Source organism: Mesorhizobium sp. C372A, assembly GCF_030323245.1.
Taxonomy (GTDB): Bacteria; Pseudomonadota; Alphaproteobacteria; order Rhizobiales; family Rhizobiaceae; genus Mesorhizobium.
This window is the reverse complement of sequence record NZ_CP100475.1, coordinates 6133089-6154469: the sequence shown is the minus strand read 5'-3', so window position 1 is coordinate 6154469 and position 21381 is coordinate 6133089. Positions and strand designations below refer to the sequence as shown.

Sequence of the window (21381 nt, the reverse complement as noted above, 5' to 3'; positions counted from 1 at the left end):
CTCACCTGTTGACCGAGTAGCAGTCGACCTGCGGTTCGCTGGGCAGCACGCCCGAAACGCCGATCACGAAACCGGGCGCTTCGAGCAGCGAGGCCCAGTGCTCGCTTTTCTGGTCGAGTTCGAGGCACAGCCGGTCGCCGTCATAGGGAATTTCGCGCGGTTGCGAATGCAGGGGCTTCAGCGGAATGCCGGGCAGGCGTGATTTCCACAGCCCTTCGAATTCGCTGGCCGAGCCGACGGTCGCCTGGTTGACGAAAATCTTGCGCAAGGCATCCTCCGACAGTTCGGAGCCGATCCGCACCACGATGCGGCTCGCCACCAGAAGTTTCGGGTTGTCGATGCGGATCTTCCACACATTGGTGGCATGGCGCATGACCGGCAGGGCGCGCGATTTCGGCTCGATGTAGCGCAGGCTGAGGATCAGCGAACGCAGCGCATCGGCCAGCGCCGAATAGGCGGGTCCGGGCGCCATGTGGTCGTAGACAGGCAGTTCGCCGAGCCGCCTTGCGCTCGAGCCATAGGTCGCCATCGAGCCGGCTAAGCCAGCCAGCTCCATATAGACCTCGGCTGGATGGAAGACATCCTGCGCCAGCATGTGCGCCAGCCGCGGCCGCGCGGCGTTGACCAAATTGAGGATCAGAAGATCCTCGACGCTGCGCCCGGGGCCGCCCAGCACCATCTTGCCATGCGCCTCGGCGATCTGGTCGACGCCGGTGACCACTTCCTGCAGCAGCCGGCTGTACCAGGACGCCGCGCCGATGACCAAGGTCGGCGGCAGGAAGGTGTCGTCCAGGGCCACGCCGCCATCGGCGCGCACGCCCTTGAGTTCGGCCACCGGCAGCGCGGTGTAGCCGCCGACGGCCGTGCCCGGCGCCAGCAACAGCGCCTGCGGCCGTGCGATCTCGATTTCCTCGGGATCGGAGCCGCCATGCACGGCGTCGCGCACCGACACGATCCGGCCGCGATAGCGCGCGCCGGACGGCTCGGCGTGAGCGGGGTCGAAGCCGACGCCGCCTGGCGGCTCGAGCGGCAGCGCTATCAGCACCGGTCCAGCGCCCATCTCCGGCGTCACGGCCAGCGGCCGCGGCGCATCCATCGTCTCGGGGATCGCGAACGGCGTCCCGTCTGGAAAGATGCCGCGTGCCGAGAGCACCGAGATCTGGCCGGCATCGAGCTGTGCCTGATCGAGCGTCAGCGTTCGAAAGCCGAACGTATGCAGATGCCCGGCCTGCAAGGCGCCGCGCACCGTCGCTTCGAAGAAGCGGTCCTGTTGCTGGAAATGCTGGGTGCGGAGGAACAGTCCCTCCGACCACAGCACCCTGTTTGCATCGCTCATGCCGGCACTCTCAGCTTCCTGCTCATCATGTTGCGCGGCTTGCGGACTTTTGCCGCCAATGCATGTCGCTCAAAAGTGGTCACGGTTTTGAGAGAACGATGCATAAAAACAAAGACCTAAAGCGCGTCGCCTGGATCCGTTCAAACGCGACGCGCTTTAGGCGGAAATCCCGCCGCTGCCGAGCTTCACATTGACCGTGAACTTCGATCCCGGCGAAACCGATTTGGTCGTGCGCCAGTTGCGTCCGCCGGGTTCCCTGATCAGCGCGACGAAGCCGAGTGCTGCCACTTCTGGCTCGACCGTGATGGTCTTCGATGCGGTCTTGCCGGGTCCGACGGAAACCGTGTCGGAGCCGATGAGATCGCCGCCAAGTGCCGCGCCGGCACCGCCCTGCAGGGCAAAATAATCGGCCGAATTGAAGGCGCCGGTGCTCTTCAGCCGTAAGACCATTACCGTTACCGGCCTGTCGCCGCCGCCCGGTCCCGGGTTCATGCCGGCCCCACCGGCAAGATTCACTGTGATGACGGATGGTTTGGGCGGGCCGCTCTGACAAGCCGTCAGCAGTCCCGTCGCCCCGATGGCAAGGATAAATTCGCGTCTGTCGATCATGTCTCAGTCCTCCTCATATGCATCACGAAAATCAGCGCCGATCTCGCCCAGAAAACGCGTCTCGGCGCTGTGAGCGATTTCACGGTGGCGTTTCTGGTACAATTCCCAGAGCTTGGCGCCGCGCCCGCCGGTCAGCAGATTGCCGATCGCCGAACTCGACTTCAATTCCTGCTCGATCGCCGCCGGATCGAAGCGGTCGATCATGCGCTTGAGCGCGCCTTGCACGCCGCGCCAGGCACGAACGTGGTGCTGCGCCAGATCGCGCACCGCGTCCTTGATCGCCGCTTCGGCGCCGAGGAAACCGGGGCTGCGCTCGGCCAGCATGGTCACCAGAGCATCGTCGACCGAAGGCAGGAATTTGAGCGGGTTGACCTCGAACGCGCCAACCACGGTCTGGGCGACGCGGGCGTTGCCCTTCTCTTCGGCGCGCTTGCGCAAAAGCTGCATCAACCCTTCCATCATCAGCCGGTATTCGCGGCCGAACTTCTCCATGTCGGCCACCGGATCGCTGCCGGGAAAATCGGCCTCGTCCATGCCCATGCCGCGCAGGAAAGCGGCGCGCAATTCCGCGTCCGCCTGTCCGGCCGATGGCCGCGCCGCAGCTTGCCGGACAGGCGCGCGTGGTGGCGGTGGAGGCGGGGCTGGCGGTGGCCGCTGTGGCGATGGCTCGGCAGCGCGGACCGGCAGATCCCAGGGCGCCGGGGCAGGCGAGGGCGCATCCACTGCGCCGCCATCCGTCACGCCGGCGTCGAGGCTGGTGGACTCGGCAGGGCCGAAACCAAACCCGTCATCGAAGGCCGGCGGCTTCTCAGGATTGGATCTGCTAGGCTCTCTCGACAGCGGCGCGGAGTCGAGGCCGAAGGGGTCGTCGAACAGCGGCTTGCCGCCGCTTTTGCCGGGGGCGGTCTCGGGCGCAGGCGTCGCCACAGGGTCGAGGCTGAATGGATCATCGAACGCCTGCGAGCTGCGTTCATCTGCACGCGCGAATGCGCCGGGCACCGGCTTTTCGAATGGATCGGGCAGGTTGGCAGGGCGTGGCCGTCCCGGCTCTTCTTCCGTGGTGGACGAAAAGAAATCGTCGCCGCCGAGGCTGACCGGCGCCCGCGACGCCGCCGGCTTACTGGCAGGCGCTGAAGGCCTGGAGGCCGGCGCCTCGGTCTTCGCCGTCTGCAAATCGACCCACACCACATAGTCGCCCAGTCGCAGTCGCATGCCGCTTTGCAGGCGCGCGGTATTTCCCGCGCCGAGCGGGCTGGCGGCATCGTCGATGAACAACCCACTGCTGGAGGTATCGGTGACGAAATAGCCGCCCTGCTTGCTGGTGATCTTGCAGTGGGCGCGCGAGACGAACATGTCGGGATCGTTAATCTGCCAGTCGGCGTCGGCGCTGCGGCCGATTACCAGCTCGCCCTCGTCCAGCCGCGCCTGCCGCGTGACTTGCGCGCGTGGTCCCTGTTCGAGAGTCAGAAGCAGGCTCATGCCGCCACCTCTTCCCGCCAGCCGACGATGGTCCGCAACCGCATGTCGTCGGCGTCCCCCTTTTCGACCGGTCGCGCCAGCCAGGTGGTGCGGGCAAGCTGGACGGTGCCGAGCTTCGCCGGCGGCACTGCCTTTGCCGCAAGCACGATCCTGAGATCGACATCGATGGTCTCGCCGATCAGGTCGCGCACCGCCTGCTTCAACAGCTTCAGCCGCTCACCGCCCGGCAGGAAGGCCTTGTAATCGATATAGCTGAGCGCGCCGATGCGCAGCTCGATGCGGCTCTGCCGGCTGAAGCTGCGCGGGCCGATGGTGGCGCTGCGGCCGAGCGTGGCATAGCTGCCGGCAAGCCGCGTCTGCAGCGCCTTGGGGATGGTCATCCAGGCCGCGACGAACTCCTTCAGCACCACCGGCACTTTGAAGGCTTCGGCCAGGAACAGCGTCAGTCGCTCGGGGCCGTCGACTTGGGCAGCGAGCGAGGCGGCCTGGCGAAGTTTTACTGTATCGAGTTCGGCATCCTGCGTGCCCGGCAGCCCGATGCCGGCCATCGCTTCCAGCATGGAACGGACGCGGCCGCCGACACCGCGTTCGACCTGCACAGCCGGATGCGCATCCGCCCAGGCCCGATAGTAGAGCGCGATCATCCTGTGCTGCAGGATATTGACAAAATCGACGAAGGTCGTGTCGCTCGTCTGCCGCGCCTCGGCGCCGGCATACCAGCGTTGCGACAGGCGATCGAGCACCCAGCGCGTCAGATGCAGTGGCATCGGCCCTTCGGGTCCGAGCAGGCCGAGATTGTTGACCGTGACGCGTGCCGGCGACTTGTCCGTCGGCTCGCGGAAATCCACCACGTCCTGCACTGCGAAGGACAGCCGCACATTCTGGCCGAGCCTTGCCGGCTCGCGGTCCGGCCGGCCGGAATGGCCGAACAGGCCGCCTTGCCGTTCGAGCCGGCGCAGCAGTTCGAAAAAGTCGAAACTCTCGGACAGGGTTGCGGCTCGCTCTAGATCAGGTAGCGATTGCCGGGCGTCATCGGCCATGGCACATCCTCCTGTTTCTGGAGCAACCGCGTGCGCGTGCGCACGAACCCGTTAATGCCGGCATGGCGGGCAAACAGCCGCGACAGCAGGCCCGACAGCAGCAGAGTGCTCTGTCCCGCCAGCACCGACTGGTCGACATGCAGCGTCACTTCCGTGCCGCGGCCGAAGCACATCGGCCCTTCGATCGCCAGCCTTTCGATCACCGCGCGCGAGTCGATGCGCACGATCGAGCGCACATTGCGGGCGAGCCCGGGGTCGCCGCGCTCGGCATAGAGATCGAGCAGCGCGTGCAGCGGATCGACGCCGCGGCCTTCCTTGGCCAGGCTGAGGAAGTTGAGCGCCAGCTGTGACACCAGTCGCCAGGCCAGGTCGTCGGCGCGCGACTCGCCGTCGGCGCCGGTCGGCAGCGCTGCCGGGATCGCCGGCTGCGGCGAACGCAATGCGCCGAGCAGCCGGACCGTCTCCACAGGGTCGCCGGCTTCCAGCGTCAGGGTCGGCGTGTCGTCGAGGATGGCCAGGTCGCGATTGGTGCAAAGCGCCATGATATCGACGCGCTTGAGCGGCCTGTTGGCCTGGCTGTGGACCGGGCGCGAGATCGCCAGGAAGACGTCGTCCCCGGCATAGGAGGTGCGGGTCACCCCCTGGCGCCGCTCGTCCTCGGTTGGCCGGCGCGGCCGCCGCTCGGTCGAATAGACCCAGCCGCTGCCGCGGTTTTGCCCGAGGCTGAACAGCTCCGGTATCTCGGCATCGGGCCCCTCGGCATCGGCGTCCTCGACGCGGATGACCCGGTAGATTTCAAAGTCGCGCGCCCGCGTACGGTCGGCATGCAACACCTGCCGCGTCTTGCGCTGGTCGAGCTCGATGACGTTGCACTCGCGCTCGAAGAGATTGATGATCGGCGTCGCGAACAGATCAAAATCCGCCGGCGTCAGGTCGGCGAGCTCGGGCACGGGACGCCTGAACAAAAAGACGATTTCGAGCCCGGCCTGGCATTTACGCACGACCGGCAGCAAGCCGGTGACGCGCGCATAATGGAAGCGCTCGGGCATCATGAAATATTCGCGCAGCAGGCGGTAGCCTTCGAAGGTCGGCCGCGTGCGCGGCATCAGCGCCTCGGCATCGGCAATGCCGACCATCTCCGGCGGCGGTAGCGGCGACAATGGATTGGTCTTGCCTTCCGGTCGAGCGCCGACACCAGAGCAGACTCCGAAGATGGCGTCGAAGATCAGCGGCGCCTTGGTGCGGTTGGCGAAATAGAAGTCGAGCCGGTCGAGCGCCAGTTCGTCGAGCTTGCCTTTGCCGGTCCGCGCCAGCGTGATGCGAAGTGCCGCTTCGCCGGCCTTGCCGGCGATCGGGCCGATGCCGGCGGCGGCAAGCGCGCTGCGGTCCTGGAAATAGCCGACCGAACTGATCGCGATCGGAAACAGCGTCATGTCCTGCGCGGTGGTGAAGGTGCAGCGTGTCGACAGGCCAGCCTGCAGGCTGGAGACCAGCCGCGTGCCGCGCTTGACGACGTGGCCGGCAAGCATTGTCTGCACCTGCTGGCCGGGCTTCAGCACCACCATGGCGGTTGCCGGCACCGGCGTGACGAGATCGGGATAAAGCACGTCGAGGATGCTGCGCGAAAACCGCGAGCGCTCGGCATCCACCTTCAGGCGCGTGCGCGCGGCGAGGAAGGCGACGCCGTCGAGCAGCCGCTCGACATAGGGGTCGGGACACGGCACCGTATCCAGCGACAAATTGCGGGCAACCGCCGGATGCATGTCGGCGAACTCCGCCGCCAGCCCGCGTATGTGGGACAGTTCCTCCTCGTAATATTCTACGAAGACCCGGTCCATCTCTCAGGCTTCCCTGAACTCGGTGCGCGCCAGTCCGTTGTCGAGATTGATCGTCGTGCGCAGGCGCATGCGCTCGGGCGTCGGCGTCATGATCAGCACGGCGTCGATCTCGATCTTCAGGCCGGTCTTGTCGCCCAGGTTGACCGTGACTTTCGTCGCGCTCTCCTTCAGCCGCGGCTCGAATGCGGCGAGCACGGCGCGGATCTCGCGTGCCAGAACATCGCGATCGAAGTCGCGCGACGACCGGCCGGAGAAGGACGGCACGCCATAATTGACAACGCTGCGGCGCACCTCCGGAAAGTCGGCCAGCGATGTCGGACTGTCGGTCATCTGCTCGGCCTCGAGATCGGATAGCAGCGGCGCGGATTCGAAACGCTCGGTGTTGAACAGCGCCTCGATGTCGCGCCGCACGGCCTCGCGCAGCACATCGGGCGACACCACGATGCCTCGGCTTTCAAGCTCTCCACGGTGCCGGTTCTGAAACGCCAGCCGGTGCAGCCGGCGCTTCTGATCGGGGTTCAATGCGTCATCGGCGTCGATGCGCCTCGGTCCGTCTGCCAGCAGCTCGTCCAGGCGCTCTGCGCCAAGCTCCTCCTGCAGAGCCTGCCTGAGCCCGTCTATCTCCGAGCTCAGGCCCGGCAGATCGTTGACGAGGCGGTCCCACAGCGAAGGCTGTACCGCCTCGCGCTTGGCCCGTGAACCGCCCGCCTGTACCTTGTCGGCGGCAGGGCGCTTTGCTCGCCCCTCACTTGCCGACATAGACATCCATTTCGGCTTCGTCATTGTCGTCATAGACGAACTTGATCTTCTTGTAGGCGAAGGAGACTTCCTCCTGGATCAGGTCGGCTTCATCATCGGCCTGCGACATGTCGTATTCCATGATCGAGGCGTCGGTCAGGGTAACGACCAGATAGTCCTTGCTCTCGCCGTCGATGGTCCGCCGCGCGGAGAATTTGACCTCGTCCAGCGCCTTGTTTTCGAACAGGGCCTTGGCCAGATAGGGTGAGGCCTTGTCATAGTGCTTGGTGAACTTGATCATGCCCATCGACACGCGGCCTCGGCGCGAGAGGGAATTGGGGTCGTAGGGCGCGACCATCTTGTAATCGACGCCATGGATTTCGATCTCGTCGTCATGGCCGTCGCGTGTGCTAGGCCCCTTGATATCCGGAACTTTCAGAAAACCGTCGATCTTCATTGTGGGCATTTTCGTTCTCCACCGCTTTCAAACAAAGGTTTGGTTGCTGCAATCAGGTCTTCACGGACGGCAATTCCGACACCAGCCTGAGCGAGGCGTTGATGCCCTCCAGCTGGTAGTGCGGGCGCAGATAGAAGCGGGCGTTGTAGTAGCCCGGCCGGCCCTCCACGCTGTCGACCTGCACCTCGGCGGCGGCAAGCGGACGCTTGGCGCGTGCCTTGTCGTCGGCGAAGGCCGGGTTGGCCAGCACGTACCGGTTGATCCATTCGGTCAACCAGATCTGCATGTCGGTGCGTTCCTTGAACGAGCCGACCTTGTCGCGCGCAATCGCCTTGAGGTAGTGGGCGAAGCGCGAGACCGGGAACAGATAGGGCAGGTTGGCGGAGAGCCGCTCGTTGGACTGGGCGTCGGGGTCGACCAGGCGGCCCGCCCGCGTCTCATCGTCCTGCAGCGAATGGGCGCCGATGAAGGCCGCGAGATCGGTGTTCTTGCGGTGCAGGATCGGCATCAGCCCGAGCTTGGCCAGTTCCGCCTCGCGCCGGTCGTCGATGGCGACTTCCGTCGGGCATTTCATCGCGATCGAGCCGTCATCAGTCGGGAAGGAGTGCACCGGCAGGTTAAGCACAGTGCCGCCATTTTCGACGCCGCGGATCTGGGTGCCCCAGCCATAGAGCTTGTGGCTGCGGTTGATGTTGACGCCCATCGGGAAGGCAGCGTTCATCCAGACATATTTGTTGTGATCGCCCTGCACTTCCTCCTCGAAGGAGAAGCCCTTGACCGGGACTGTCTCCGAGCCGTAGGGCAGCCGCGCCAGCACGCGCGGCATGGTCAGCCCGATATAGCGCGCATCCTCGCTCTCGCGCAGCGATTGCCACGAGGCGTAGGCCGGGTTGGAGACGATCTGCTGCAGGTCCTGCGGGTTGGGCAGTTCCTGCCAGCTGTCCATGCGGAACAGCCGTGGCGAGGCGGCGGCGATGAATGGCGTGTGCGCCGAGGCGCAGATGCCGGAGATGTTGCGCAACAGGCCGACGTCGCGCGGGTGGTTGGAGAACTCGTAGGCGCCGATGACGCAGCCGATCGGTTCGCCGCCGAGCATCGAATACTCGTCGGTGTAGACCTTCTTGAAGATCGGGCTCTGGTCCCACATCTGGCCTTCATAGTCTTCGAGCGTATCGGCCAGCTGCTCCTTGGAAATGTTCATCACCCGGATCTTCAGCTTCTGATCCGTCTCGGTGTTGTTGATGAGGTACCAGAGGCCGCGCCAGGTGCCTTCCATCTGCCGCACTTCCGGCGCGTGCAGGATTTCGTTGACCTGGGTCGTCAGCATCTTGTCGATGCCGGCGATCAACGACTTGATCGACTTGATCGAGTTGGACGAAATCGTCGTCGTCTCGGAGCGCGACTGCGCCGCCAGAGCCAGGTTGCGAACCAGCTGCTGCAGCTTCTCGCTGTCGTCCTTCTTGACCTTGAAGTCCTTCTCTAAGAGCTGGCTGAATTCGCCGAGATCGACGGCCTCGGCCTCGGCGACGGATGCTGCGGTCTTTTGCTGTTCGGCCATGATCTATTCCTCACCCTTGTCGTCGGACAGCGCCTGGGCGGCGATCTGGCCAAGCAGCGGCTGGTTGTTCAGCAATTGGGCGATGCGCTTTTCGGCATCGACGCGGCCGTCCATGAAGCCGAGCAGCTCCTCGAGCTGGCGCCGCATCTTGAGGATCTCGGCCAGTTGCGGGACCTGTTCGGCGATCTTGTCGGGGGCGAAATCGCCCATCTTGGTGAAGGTCAGGTCGAGCGCCAGTTCTTCGTCGCGCTCCTGTCCCTCGGCCTGCGGCAGCGTGTTCTTCACCCGCGCCTTGACCCTGGGTCCCAGCGCTTCCATGAATTTGGGGAAGCGGTTGGCATCGGTCTCGACAAAGGAACGGTCGAGCACCGTCTTGGACGCTTCCCTGGTCTGCGATGCGCCCGACAGGTCGGCCATCACGCCCATGACGAACGGCAGTTCGATCGTCGTCGGGCTGCCGTAGGTTTCGACATCGTAGGCGATCTGCACGCGCGGGGCGCGATTTCGCTCGATGACCTTCGCTTTGCTTTCGGCTGGCATGTGTTGCTACCTTTCATCCTTCTGGGCAGTCTTCTTGGCGTCGGGAACGCCGGCGAGCAGCCGGAATTCCTTGAGCCCCGACGGGGCGAGGTCTTCCATCAGTTCAACGAAATCCATGTGCACCATCCTGCGCACCCGGCGGGCGAGATGCGGGATCGGACTCGACGGCTCGGTGCGGTCGTAGAACGCGACCACAAGGTCGAGGCACTTCACCACATCGTCGCGCGAGGAAATCCTGTCCGGGAGCCCCGCACCGGTCTCCGCGTAGCTTGCCATCATCTCGGCTCCATGACCGTTTCTGACCGGCGCGGCCGGGCTTGCCGGGGGAGCAGCCGGGCTGGCAGCCCCCTTCGTCGCTGCCTCTTCCGTGGTCTCGACCGCCGTGTTGCGTTCCAGCGTCGTCAGCACGCGCTGCAAAAATCGTTTCAGGTCCGGGACGGCAGCCCCGTTGCTGTCAAGACGGGCATTCAGGGCCGTATCGACCGCGTCGAGCGCCTCGATCGCTGCGTGCGCCCCGGCGATGAGCGCTGTCATCTGTTCACCGGCCTGGTCCTGATGGGCGGCACAACCGCTGCCCACCCGGTTCAGGAGCTGTCCGTGCGCGCTGACCAGCGCTGCCTTCTCCGTGGCATTCAATCCCGACGCCGCTTCCTGAAGCATGACGCGATCGTCGAGCGCACCCTGTTCGAGATCGCGTCCGCTGATCGGCCCGATGGGACGCGGCGCGAAGAAGACCATTTGCCTGAGGTTCGCCAGCAGGCCTTCCTGGCCGTTCTGCAGGTCGGCGAGCGCGTTGAGGCGGCGCAAGGCGGCCTCGCGTGGTTGGGGGCTGGCCCGCAGCGCCGGGTGCATCGTCTCCCAATGCGTCTCGAAGGTCCTTGCAATCAGGGTCAGGCCCTGTGCCAGTCCGGCCAATCCCTCTTCATTGGCCAGCGCCCGGGCGACAATGACAAGCAGGCGCAGGTCGCGGCCATGCGAACGCAACTCCTCGGCCTTGCCGAGCACGGCAGGCCAGTCGACCGGAATGGTCGATTGCGCGGCTGGCTTGTTGCGCCCGTCATGGACGACCTTGACCTGCGGCTCCGTGAGCCGCTCCAGCTCATGAAAAGCCGGATCGTTGCGCAAGTCTTCGCCTGACGGATTTTCACCGTCCAGCGGAGCAAGCCAGAGTGCGAGATCGATCACAGATACCCCCGGCGACCGGCTCTAAAACCGTACGTGACCTAACGTTAGCACACGGTTGCATATTCCCACAATTCGCCATCCGCTCAAAAGTTAACGAGCGCTAATGAATGTCGGTGCAACTGCGTCTCGGATGGCGCAATTCATGGCGTGCTTGGCCAACCTCGTATGTGAAGCGCATCGCATAGGATTAGAAAAAATCGTGGTTGTCTGCATTTGGCGGCGCGGGACTCTCCACAAAGGGAAAAGGCCGGCTGCATCAAGCGCTTTGTCAAGCGGCTGCTTATGTGGCAGGCTGTCGACGGGGCAGATTGCAGGAGCACGTTCGATGGAACAGCGCCGGTCGTCGCAGGGGTTCAAACGCAAGGAACTGGTTGGCAAGCTTAATCCGGTCTGCCTGCGCGCCTTCAAGGCCGCCGCCGACAGCGCCAAGCTGCGCGGCAATCCTTACGTCGAACTCGTCCATTTCATAGAACAACTGGTGCTGTCCGAGCGTTCGGATGTGCAGATGATCATTGCCGATGCCGGCGTCGATGCCAGCCGGCTTACCAGCGAAATGACCCGCGCCGTCGACAAGCTGCCCTACGGCGCCACCTCGATCGAGGAATTTTCCGACCACATTTTCCACGCCATCCAGGAGGCCTGGAACCTGGCGACGCTGGAATTTGGCATGGAGGAGGTCCGCAGCGCCCATATCGTGCTCGCCTGCCTGAAGACGCCGGTGCTGGAAGGCCTGATGGCGAAGATCAGCGGCGAATTCGACAAGATCGACGCCGACGGGGTCATCGCCCGCTTTGCCGAGGTGGTGGAGGGCTCGCTCGAAGCCGGCGCCATGGCAGCAGTGGCTCCCACCGCGGAGGCGCCGCGGCGCGCTCCGGGCGGGGATTCGGCGCTGGCCAAATACGCCACCGACCTCACCCAGCGCGCCCATGACGGCAAGATCGACCCGGTCGTCGGCCGCGACCCGGAGATCCGGCAGATCATCGATATCCTGATGCGCCGCCGGCAGAACAACCCGATCCTGACCGGCGAGGCCGGTGTCGGCAAGACCGCGGTGGTCGAGGGCTTTGCCCTGCGCATCGCCCAGGGCGACGTGCCGCCGCCGCTGCAAGGCATCAGCGTGCGCATGCTCGACGTCGGCCTGATGCAGGCCGGCGCCAGCGTCAAGGGCGAGTTCGAGAAGCGCCTGAAGGCGGTGATCGACGAGGTGCAATCCTCCGAAACGCCGGTCATCCTATTCATCGACGAGGCGCACACGCTGATCGGCGCCGGCGGTGCGGCGGGAACCGGCGATGCCGCCAATCTCTTGAAGCCGGCGCTGGCGCGCGGCGAACTGCGCACCATCGCGGCAACGACCTGGGCCGAGTACAAGCAGCACATCGAAAAGGACCCGGCGCTGACCCGCCGTTTCCAGGTGGTCAAGATCGACGAGCCGTCGGAAGCGGTCGCCGTGCTCATGCTGCGCGGTGTAGCCGGCGTGCTCGAACAGCATCACGAAGTGCAGATCCTGGACGAGGCGATCGAGGCGGCGGTCGGCCTGTCGCATCGCTACATCCCGGCGCGGCAATTGCCCGACAAGGCGGTCAGCCTGCTCGACACCGCTTGCGCCAGGGTCGCGATCTCGCAGCATGCGACGCCGGCCGAAGTAGAGGATATTTTGCGGCGCCGCCAGGCGCTGGAAGTCGAAAGCGGCATCATCGGCCGCGAGGCAGCGATCGGCATCGAAGTAACTGACCGGCAGGCGCGGGTCGAGGCCGGGCTCACTGAGACGGGGACCATGCTCGCCGCCGCCGAGGAGCGCTGGGAGCGCGAAAAGGCGCTGGTTGCCGAGATCCTCGAACTGCGCGCGCGGCTGCGCGGCGACGGCGTCCCGCTCGATGCGGTGGCGACAGCTGAGGCCGATGCCGAACCGGCAGCGCCGGACGAAGAAAAGACCAAGGTGCCCAAGGCCGAGACGCCCAAGGCCGAAACGTCCGAGACCGAAGCGCCGGCGGCCGAAGCTGCGCCGTCAGATCCTGTCGCCGATCTGGCGCGGCTGCGTGAACTCATGGCCGAGCTTGCCACCGCGCAAGGCGAGACGCCGCTGATCCTGCCGTCGGTCGACCGCAATGCGGTCGCTGCCGTGGTCCAGGACTGGACCGGCATCCCGACGGGACGGATGCTGTCCAGCCAGACCGAAAAGGCGCTCAAGCTGGCCACCACGCTGTCCGAACGTGTCGTCGGCCAGGATCACGCCATGGAGATGATTGCCAAGCGCGTGCAGACCAGCCGCGCCGGGCTCGGAGCGCCGGAAAAGCCGGTCGGCGTGTTCCTGCTCTGCGGCCCCTCAGGTGTCGGCAAGACCGAGACGGCCCTGGCGCTGGCCGAGACGCTCTATGGCGGCGAGCAGAACCTGATCTCGATCAACATGTCCGAATTCCAGGAGGCGCACACCGTCTCGACGCTCAAGGGCGCACCGCCCGGCTATGTCGGCTACGGCAAGGGTGGCATTCTCACCGAGGCCGTGCGCCGAAAACCCTATTCGGTGATCCTGCTCGACGAGGTCGAGAAGGCCCATCCCGACGTCCACGAGATCTTTTTCCAGGTCTTCGACAAGGGCATGATGGATGACAGCGAGGGAAGGCGCATCGACTTCAAGAACACGCTGATCCTGCTGACGTCCAATGTCGGCTCCGAAGTCATCATGGAGCGGACCGGCAACGGCACGGTGAGGGCAGGGCTCGACGGCCTCGATGCTGCACTGCGCGCTCCACTGCTGAAGGTGTTTCCAGCGGCCTTCCTCGGCCGCGTCGTGACCATCCCTTACTATCCGCTCTCGGATTCGATGATCGAGGCCATCACCCGCCATCAGTTCGGCAAGATCGCGCGGCGGCTGCGCGCCAGCCACGACGCCGAACTGGTGATCGGCGACGGCGTCATGGCGCTGGTCAAGGCGCGCTGCACCGAAATCGAGTCTGGTGGCCGCATGATCGACGCCATCCTCACCAACACGCTGTTGCCGGAACTCAGCCGCGGCGTGCTGAACCGGTCGCTCGACGGCGAGAAGATGACCAAGGTGACCGTCAGCGCTTCCACTGACGGGTTTGCCTATTCGTTCGAATAGTCAGGCCTGACTGCTCGGCTCCGTCTCGGCGCGGATCAGCTTTATGTCGGCGCCGGCTGCCCAGGCGCCGATATCCTCGCGCCGCAACGCCGCCGCCATCATGTCGGGAAACAGGTCCGGCGTGCAGGCGAAGACCGGTATGCCAAGTGCCGCGACCGAAGCCGACATCGCCTGATCATAGCCCGGCCGGCCCTGATCGGTCAGCGCCAACAGCACGATGACATTGACGCCGGACCGGACCAGCGCCGCAAGCCGCCGCAGCAAGTCCTGGCCGTTGCCGCCCTCATAGAGGTCGGTGATCAGCACGAAGTGGGATTTGGTCGGCCGCTCGATGCGGTCGGCGCAATAGGCGACCGCCTGGTTGATGTCGGTGCCGCCGCCGAGCTGCACGCCAAACAGCACCTCGACCGGGTCGCTGAGCTCTTCGGTCAGGTCGACGATGGCCGTGTCGAAACAGACCAGCTTGGTGCGCACGACCGGCAGCGACGCCATCACCGCGGCGAAAATCGAGGCGTAGATCACCGAGCTCGCCATCGAGCCGGACTGGTCGACGCACAGCACCACTTCGTCGAGATCGACCAGCCGGCGTTGCTTGCGCATGAAGCCGACCAGTTTTTCCGGCACGACGGTTTTGTGCTCAGGCTGGTAGTGGCGAAGATTGGCCGAGATGGTGCGCGGCCAGTCGATGTCGCGTTGGCGCGGCCGGTTGGTGCGTCGCGACTTGTCGAGCGCGCCACGGATCGCCTCGGCGGTCTTCTGCTCCAGCCGCTGCATCAGCTTGGCAACGATGTCGGCGATAATGGTGCGGGCGATGTCCTTGGTCTTGGCCGGCATCACCGAACGCAGCGAGATCAGGTCGGCGACGAGGTTGACGTCGGCCTCGATCGCCTTGAGGAATTCCGGCTCCATCAGCATCTGCTTCAGGTTCAGCCGCTCAAAGGCATCCTTCTGGACGATCTGGACCACCTGGGCGGGAAAGAAGGAGCGGATATCGCCCATCCATTGCGCCACGCGTGGCGCCGAGCGGCCGAGCCCGCCGCGCCGCTTGCGCGGGTCGGCATCGGCATTGGCGCCGTCGCCGTAAAGCGCATCGAGCGCCGAAGACAGTTTTTTGTCATCACTGGAAAGGGCGGAGGAAGCCTCGTCATCGGCGCCGATCGCCAGCCGCCAGCGGCGCTCGCGCCCGCTATCGGAGGATGCTGGGCCGGGTTCGGGCACTTCGGCTTCGTCATCCATTGTCACACTCCGCCCGCCAGCAATGGCCCAAGCCGCTCCAGGTGACGGCGCCAGCCCTCGCCGCCATCCGGCGCCGGCGTCAGGCCGGCCGGCAACCTTGCGGTGCGGCCGAGCACGGCCTCGATCAACCGCCGCCGCTCCATCGAGTCCAGATTGGAGAAGACGCGGCGCAGCAATGGCAGATGCGCGATGAAAGCGTCCTCGTCGAGCGATTTCAGCCACCCATCGACGGCGCCGCGCAGGCCCTCGTCGTAGATCAGCCGCTGGCCGGCAGTGCTGAAGAAACCTTCGAAGAACCCCGCTGCCTGGGCGACCGGCGTCCCCGGCGACAGCCTGCGTCCGAGCAGCCCGGCGGCGTCCTCTGCCGACAGTTGGCCGGCTTCATAGAGCAGATGCGCGGCGCAGCCGGCGAGCAGCGCCGTCGAGCCCGGACCTTCCAGCACGCCGGTCAGGCCGTTGCGCCATGCATCGAGCACGCCTTCGCCGGGCTCGACCAGCCGGATGGCCGTGTCGGCCTTGCGCACAGCACCGACCAGCGTGGTGGCGGCCTGCTCGTCCAGGTCGCGCACCGCATAGGGCAGCGCGATCGCGCCTTCGACGATCAACCGTTCCAACAAACCGGACAGCCGGTTAGTTTCGGTCTTGCGCGCCTCGCCGTAACGGATGATGTCGGCAAGCGGCGGCATCGAGGCCAGCATCTCCAGGCATTCGCTGCTGTGCGCTGCGCGCGCCTCCAACGCTACAAGGCCGGCGCTCGCGGCCTCCGACAGATCCGCGGTAATGGCGCTCTGGACAAGGGCGGCAAGCGTGTCGAGGCTCGCGGCCGCACCGAGCATCTGGATCAGGCGGCCATTGGCGGCCTTTTCGATAGTCGGGCCGTAGATCAGGTTCTCGACCAGGCGCACGGCATATTCCGGCTCCCAGGCCAGCGTCCATTTTTCGCGAAAGGTGCCGCGGCTGCGGCCGGCGTCGGCCAGCCTGCCCCATTGCACGCCAAGCACGTTCAGCCGGTGCAGCAATGTCGAACGAAACAGTCCGCTTTCGCTGCGCAGATCGACCGACAGCTCGCGTTCCAGCGCCTCCGGCTTCAGCCGCGCCGCCTTCTGGTTGCGCTGCAGGTCCTCGATCAGCGGCGCCAGCGGCGTGTCGGGCGGAATCTCGCCGACATCCGCGCCCAAAAGCAGCTCGGCCTCGACCAGCGCCCACAGCACCGCTTCGCCGTTGAACAGCGCCGCGATCGCGGCATCGCGCAATTCCTCGAAGCCGGGCTTCGGCCGCTCGCGAATGGCAGCCAGTGTGCGCGCAAGCCGCTCGGCCTCGATCAGCGACGCGGTCGACACCAGATGGCCCTTCGCCCGCAGCACCGCCGCGATCGTCGCCAGCCACAGCGTCGCGGCGTCGCGCCGCCCTCGTGTGAGCCACAGATGTTTGCACCAGCCGGGCGCGACGACGCCAGCGCCATAACCATAGCCCAGCGCAAGACGCGGCCCGGTCCATGGCGCCCATGTCATGATGCTTTTGCGCCGGGCAATTCCCTTGATCAGCGCCTGGTCGTTCTTCTGCGTGTGCGCGGCCTGCAGGGCCGGCACATGCCATGCGCCGCAGACGACGGCGATCGGTCCGGCGAATTCCTTGCGCGCGGCGGCGATTTCCAATCGCATATGCGCTTCACGCTTGGCCTCGAACGGCGCGATCGCACCTTCGCCGTCGCGCAGCGTCGTCATCGCATCGGTGATGGCAGCGAAGATTGGACCCGGCTGCGGATTCTGCTCGATAATGTCGGCCCACCAGCTTTCGCCATCTTCATAGCCGGCGGCCGCAGCCAGCGTGCCGATCGGGTCGCGATGCGATGCGGGCTCGCCATCCTCACCGGTTTCGTCCTTGGGTTCGGGCTTGTCGGCGTCAGCCGTTTTGTCGGTGTCGTCGGTTGCCGGTGCCGCGAACCGTGCCGATGACGGCAGGTCGATGAACCGCAATGCCGCCTTGTTCTCCACCGCCCACACCGCCGCCTGGTATTCCGGCGAGAACTCGGCGAATGGCCAGAAACTTGTCGCGGCCGGGTCGTCCTCGGGGTAGCAGAGCAGCGCCACCGGCGGCTGCATCTGCGGGCGCGCCAGCAATGGCAGCAGGGCGGACGCGTCGCTCGGCCCTTCGATCAGCACCGCGACCGGCTGCAAGTCCCGCAGCGCCTGCACCAGGCTGTCGGCGGAGCCCGGCCCGTGATGGCGGATGCCGAAATAGGCGACGTCGCTCATGACCTCAGATCGCTGCGTTCAGCGCCGCGTAATAGCCGGCATAGTCCGGCCGCTTCTTGAGCACCGTTTCGAGATATTCCTCCAGCACCACCTTGTCCTGCACCGGGTCCTTGACGATCGCTCCGACAAGGCTGGCGGCGAGGCCTTCGGCGCCGAGTTTGCCGCTGTCGAACCACGCCGCCTGGCTGAGGCCGCCGACCATGGTGGCGATCGCCTCGGCGGTCGACAATGAACCCGAAGGCGTCTTCAGCGTCACCTTGCCGTCAGCGGTTGCGCCCGAGCGCAGCTCGCGGAAAATGGTCAGCACGCGCGCAATCTCCTCGCCGACATTTTTCGGCACCGGCAGGTCGAGGCCGCCGGCCATCTCGTCGACCCGCTTGGAGACGATCGCCACCTCTTCCGCCATGTCCTCGGGCAGCGGCAGCACCACCACATTGAAGCGGCGTTTCAGCGCCGAGGACAGCTCGTTGACGCCCTTGTCGCGGTTGTTTGCGGTGGCGATGATGTTGAAGCCGCGCTGGGCATAGAGCGACGTGTTGAGTTCCGGGATCGGCATCATCTTTTCCGACAGCACGGTGATCAGCGTATCCTGTACATCGGAGCCCATGCGCGTCAACTCTTCCAGGCGGCATAGCTTGCCGCTCTCCATGGCGCGGTAGAGCGGCGTCGGCACCAGCGCCTCCTGGCTCGGCCCTTTGGCCAAAAGCTGCGCATAGTTCCAGCCGTAGCGGACCTGGTTCTCGTCGGTACCGGCCGTGCACTGCACGATCAGCGTGGAATTGCCCATGATGGCGGCGGCGAGATGTTCCGACACCCAGGATTTTGCGGTGCCGGGAACACCGAGCAGCAGCAGCGCGCGGTCCGTGGCGAGTGTCGCCACCGCCGTTTCCATCAGCCGGCGGCGGCCGATATATTTTGGCGATATCACGGTGCCGTCGCTTGCCTTGCCGCCGAGCAGGTAGGTCAGAACGGCCTTTGGCGACAGGCTCCATCCCGCAGGTTTTTGCTTGTCGTCATTGCGCGCCAGCGCCTGCAGTTCAGCGGCATAGGCCTGCTCGACGGGGAGGCGGATGGCTGCGTTCATGGTGCTGTTCTCCGGATTGTCATGGGTTGGTTCCCGTCAGGGCCGCGTTGAGGCGCAGGAAAGCGAGCGAGGCTGCCGCCGGCGGCATGCCGGCCGCAACGACATGCTCGATCAATTTTTCCGCTGTCGCCGCAGTGGCCAGAAAGCCCAAAGTTTCCAACAGGTCGTCGACGGTTCGCTTCATCGCGTCATCATTGCCGGCGACAGCCGAACGCAACACCGCCAAGCTCTGGCCGTTCGTCAGGTCGGGCCAATCCAGCCAGTTGGCTTCGAAGCCCTCGGCAAGGGTGAGCGTGCTAACATACTGCGGCGTATCTTTCAGGATCAGTCTGACCAGGACACGCTTCCTGCGGCTATCCAGGCGCGGTGTCAGGTGCAGCACGAACAGTGCCGGCTTGCCACCCTCGGCGATCAGCGTGTCGGCCATCTGCGTTACTGCAGCGTCGCTGCCCGACGCTGCGACCATTCGTGAGATCTGGATGTCCGCATTGTTGTCGGCACCGAACTGCCAGGCTGCAATGAAATCGGGTTCGCTGACCCCAAATCGGGAAGCAAGGTCGACCAGATTGCAGGTCTCGAACAGTTCGGCGCGGCGCTTTTCCTGCGCCGGCGATTTGAGCTTTGCCGGCGTGTAGGTGGTGCGGCGGCGGATAAAGCCGGATTTGCCTTCTGCGATGAAGGCGGCAAGTTCGGCAACGGGATCGTCGGCACCGCCACCAACACGACCGTGCTCGCCCAACCTCGCCAGCAGCCGGCTCGCCAGTTCCTGCACCTTGCCGGAGCGGTCAGTGGCCAGGCTTTTCAGGAACGGCGCGTCCTCAGGCGTCAGGCCGAAATGCATGAGTTCGATCAGTGCCAGCCGGACTTCCGCCGGCTCGCCGGGCGCCTTCGCTTCCATCAGGCTGCGGGCCGTGGCCGGATCGCGACGGCGCATCTCGGTCAACGCGATACGGCGCGCGGCGGGGTAAAAGTCATCCCAGTTCTGCACCGTCAGTTGCTCCTGCGGCGCAATCTTCAGCCCCTCGACGCTGGCCTGCCAGTCGATCCACGGCGCATAGATGTCAGGGCTGTTCTGGTCTGATGCCGACGGCATCCAGTCCATCGGATGCAGCACGTAGCCACGGCCGGCGACGAGCGTCGCCACGCGCGCCTTGCGCCGCGCATCGACGGTGTTCTTCAAGGCAGCCCGCAACAGCGGCCGCAACCGCTCCGGCAGCAGCGGCAGGCCAAGCCTCGGCAGCGGCGGGCGCCGCTTCAGCGACTTCGGCGCGGCTGGCCTTAAGCCCACATCGAGCGCCTGCGCGGCGATGGCCAGCAACAGCCGCTCCCGTTCGTCCGGGCTTGCGCCGCCGGCGATTTCCTTCCACGCGGCTGGCGCCAGATCGAACGCAGTTCCGCCGGTGATCCAGCAGTCGCGCATCGTCGCCAGGCCGGTTTGCTCGAGCTCGTTCATGACAGATCGAGCCTCCCGAAGCCGCTTTGCGCGGCGAGCAGATCGAGCCGCGCGCCGTTCCACAGGGCTGCCGTTGCCGAAAGGTCGAGACCGAGCACGGTTTGATCGACGGTTCCGGCGACAGGCAGGGCGATCCCTTGCGGGTCGTGCGCCGCTTGCCACCAGGCGGTGCCGCGCTCATCGAGCAGGATCGCGCCGGCAGGCAGCATCAGCGGGCTATCGGTCGACCAGGGTGCTGCGTCCTGGTGCGCCGCATGCGCCGCCAGCGGATCCTTGACAATGCCGAGGCCGAAATCCGGCCAGGCGCCCGACACGACATCGCCCTTGCGCTCCGCCACCAAGGCCCGCAGTGGCTGGCGCGACGGGTAGAATACCAGGCGGGCGTGGAACCGGTCACCGGGCGTGAACGCCGCCGAGCGGCGGCCGGCCGAAGCCGGAAAGAAATCGAGCAGCAGCGCAAACTGCGGCGTCGGGCTTTTCAGATCGAGCAGCCAGGTCGAATGGCTGACGAGACCGTCGCGGCGGGTCTCGATCTTCTCGCCGACGACCTCCCAATGGCTGTCGACCTGCTTCGCGTCGGGACTGGACAGAACCTGGTCGCGGGTTTCGGACGCCGACACCAGTCGCTTCAGCTCGGGATCGTCGGGCGCCGAGCGCCAGGCTTTGGTCAGCAGCACCAGCTTGCCGAGTTCGCGGATCGCCGCGTCCGGCCGTTCCTCGCTGCGCAGCGCCATTAGCCGGGCCGGGATTTCGTCGATGCGTCCCGCAAGCGCCGTTGCTTTCATGTCGACCAGCCTGGCGGCAATGCGGCGGCAGCGCTCGCTGCTGGCGTCGGCAAAGGCGGAAAGGCCGAGCCGCAGCTGGTCGGCAATCCACTGATCGAGTTCGTCCAGCGCGCCTGCCACCGCGGTGCGCGTATCTTCCGCCCGCTTGCGCTGCGCCGTCTCGCGGCGCTCCGTCGCGGCGGCGTCATCGACGGTGCTTTCCTCTGCCTGCGAGGCCTCGCCAATGCTCTTGCCAGACGCGCCCCTGCCAGACTTTGCGTCGACCGGCGGGGGCGCACTCTTCCTGCGCCGGCCAAGCCAGTCATTGACCCATTCCGGCGTTGTTTCGGCTGATGTGAAGCTGGCCGGCGCCGTGGCGGCGATCCACATCAGCGCCAGCGTGTGCTTGCAGGGAAATTTTCGCGACGGGCAGGTGCATTTGTAGCCGTGGTCGCCGGTGTCGACGACGGTGCGATAGGGGTTGGATCCCGAGCCCTGGCATTCGCCCCAGATCAGCGCCTGCTGCTCGTTCTTCTCCAGCCGCGGCCAGTTCGAGCGCTTGGTGAGCTTCGAGGCGGCGCTTAGCGACGCCTGATCGGGGGCCAGCGCCTCGATGGTTTTCAGTTCGAATTCCAAGCCGCGCCTCTCGTCACCCCAAATCAATGCCTGGCATCAATATAGGGTGCCGTTTGTGAAGGATTGTTGTGGC

At 65.6% G+C, this 21381-nt stretch carries 16 protein-coding genes; 1 reads left to right on the top strand and 15 read right to left on the bottom strand.

Annotated elements, in window-relative coordinates:
• Position 1: 1 nt before the first annotated feature.
• The 10 genes from tssK to tssA all read right to left on the bottom strand — a co-directional run bounded on the left by tssK (position 2) and on the right by tssA (position 10780).
• Entirely contained in the window at positions 2–1336 is a 1335-nt protein-coding gene (gene tssK / locus NLY42_RS29735; RefSeq protein WP_286488924.1) for a type VI secretion system baseplate subunit TssK, read from the bottom strand.
• A 156-nt stretch (positions 1337–1492) separates the two neighbouring features.
• On the bottom strand, positions 1493–1945 hold the full coding sequence (gene tssJ, locus NLY42_RS29730) for a type VI secretion system lipoprotein TssJ (protein WP_023682615.1): 453 nt from the start codon (positions 1943–1945) through the stop codon (positions 1493–1495).
• A 3-nt stretch (positions 1946–1948) separates the two neighbouring features.
• Complete coding sequence (gene tagH, locus NLY42_RS29725; protein WP_023754027.1) at positions 1949–3424, bottom strand: type VI secretion system-associated FHA domain protein TagH; 1476 nt, start codon at positions 3422–3424, stop codon at positions 1949–1951.
• A complete protein-coding gene (gene tssG / locus NLY42_RS29720) occupies positions 3421–4464 on the bottom strand; it encodes a type VI secretion system baseplate subunit TssG (protein ID WP_023673712.1) in 1044 nt (347 codons plus the stop codon). Before tssG ends, tagH begins: the two co-directional genes overlap by 4 nt.
• Positions 4428–6302 carry a type VI secretion system baseplate subunit TssF gene (tssF, locus tag NLY42_RS29715; protein WP_023754028.1) on the bottom strand — a complete coding sequence of 625 codons (1875 nt, stop codon included), beginning with the start codon at positions 6300–6302 and terminating at the stop codon, positions 4428–4430. The genes tssG and tssF overlap by 37 nt, the downstream gene beginning before the upstream one ends.
• 3 nt (positions 6303–6305) lie before the next feature.
• Complete coding sequence (gene tssE / locus NLY42_RS29710; RefSeq protein WP_023673715.1) at positions 6306–7061, bottom strand: type VI secretion system baseplate subunit TssE; 756 nt, start codon at positions 7059–7061, stop codon at positions 6306–6308.
• On the bottom strand, positions 7048–7497 hold the full coding sequence (locus NLY42_RS29705) for an Hcp family type VI secretion system effector (protein WP_023673716.1): 450 nt from the start codon (positions 7495–7497) through the stop codon (positions 7048–7050). Before NLY42_RS29705 ends, tssE begins: the two co-directional genes overlap by 14 nt.
• Before the next feature lie 52 nt (positions 7498–7549).
• Entirely contained in the window at positions 7550–9055 is a 1506-nt protein-coding gene (gene tssC / locus NLY42_RS29700; protein WP_023682611.1) for a type VI secretion system contractile sheath large subunit, read from the bottom strand.
• A gap of 3 nt (positions 9056–9058) precedes the next feature.
• On the bottom strand, positions 9059–9595 hold the full coding sequence (gene tssB, locus NLY42_RS29695; RefSeq protein ID WP_023673718.1) for a type VI secretion system contractile sheath small subunit: 537 nt from the start codon (positions 9593–9595) through the stop codon (positions 9059–9061).
• Between the two features lie 6 nt (positions 9596–9601).
• Complete coding sequence (gene tssA / locus NLY42_RS29690) at positions 9602–10780, bottom strand: type VI secretion system protein TssA (protein ID WP_023754029.1); 1179 nt, start codon at positions 10778–10780, stop codon at positions 9602–9604.
• Positions 10781–11105: 325 nt separating this feature from the next.
• On the opposite strand from tssA, the gene tssH reads away from it, so the two are divergent.
• Entirely contained in the window at positions 11106–13880 is a 2775-nt protein-coding gene (gene tssH, locus NLY42_RS29685) for a type VI secretion system ATPase TssH (RefSeq protein WP_023756334.1), read from the top strand.
• Here tssH and NLY42_RS29680 read toward each other — a convergent pair whose 3' ends face one another.
• The 5 genes from NLY42_RS29680 to NLY42_RS29660 are packed head-to-tail and all read right to left on the bottom strand — an operon-like array spanning position 13881 to position 21308.
• Positions 13881–15116: a VWA domain-containing protein gene (locus NLY42_RS29680; RefSeq protein WP_023704819.1), complete on the bottom strand. Its 1236-nt coding sequence runs from the start codon at positions 15114–15116 to the stop codon at positions 13881–13883.
• 2 nt (positions 15117–15118) lie between these two features.
• Positions 15119–17371, bottom strand: coding sequence for a DUF5682 family protein (locus NLY42_RS29675; protein WP_023754030.1), 2253 nt, complete (start codon positions 17369–17371; stop codon positions 15119–15121).
• Between the two features lie 4 nt (positions 17372–17375).
• The gene (locus NLY42_RS29670; RefSeq protein WP_023754031.1) at positions 17376–18455 is read right to left on the bottom strand and encodes an ATP-binding protein; all 1080 of its coding nucleotides are present in this window, start codon (positions 18453–18455) and stop codon (positions 17376–17378) included.
• A gap of 19 nt (positions 18456–18474) precedes the next feature.
• Positions 18475–19908 (bottom strand): DUF5691 domain-containing protein, encoded by a 1434-nt coding sequence (locus NLY42_RS29665; RefSeq protein WP_023754032.1) that lies wholly within the window; start codon positions 19906–19908, stop codon positions 18475–18477.
• Positions 19905–21308 carry an SWIM zinc finger family protein gene (locus NLY42_RS29660; RefSeq protein WP_023754033.1) on the bottom strand — a complete coding sequence of 468 codons (1404 nt, stop codon included), beginning with the start codon at positions 21306–21308 and terminating at the stop codon, positions 19905–19907. The genes NLY42_RS29665 and NLY42_RS29660 overlap by 4 nt, the downstream gene beginning before the upstream one ends.
• Positions 21309–21381 lie beyond the last annotated feature (73 nt).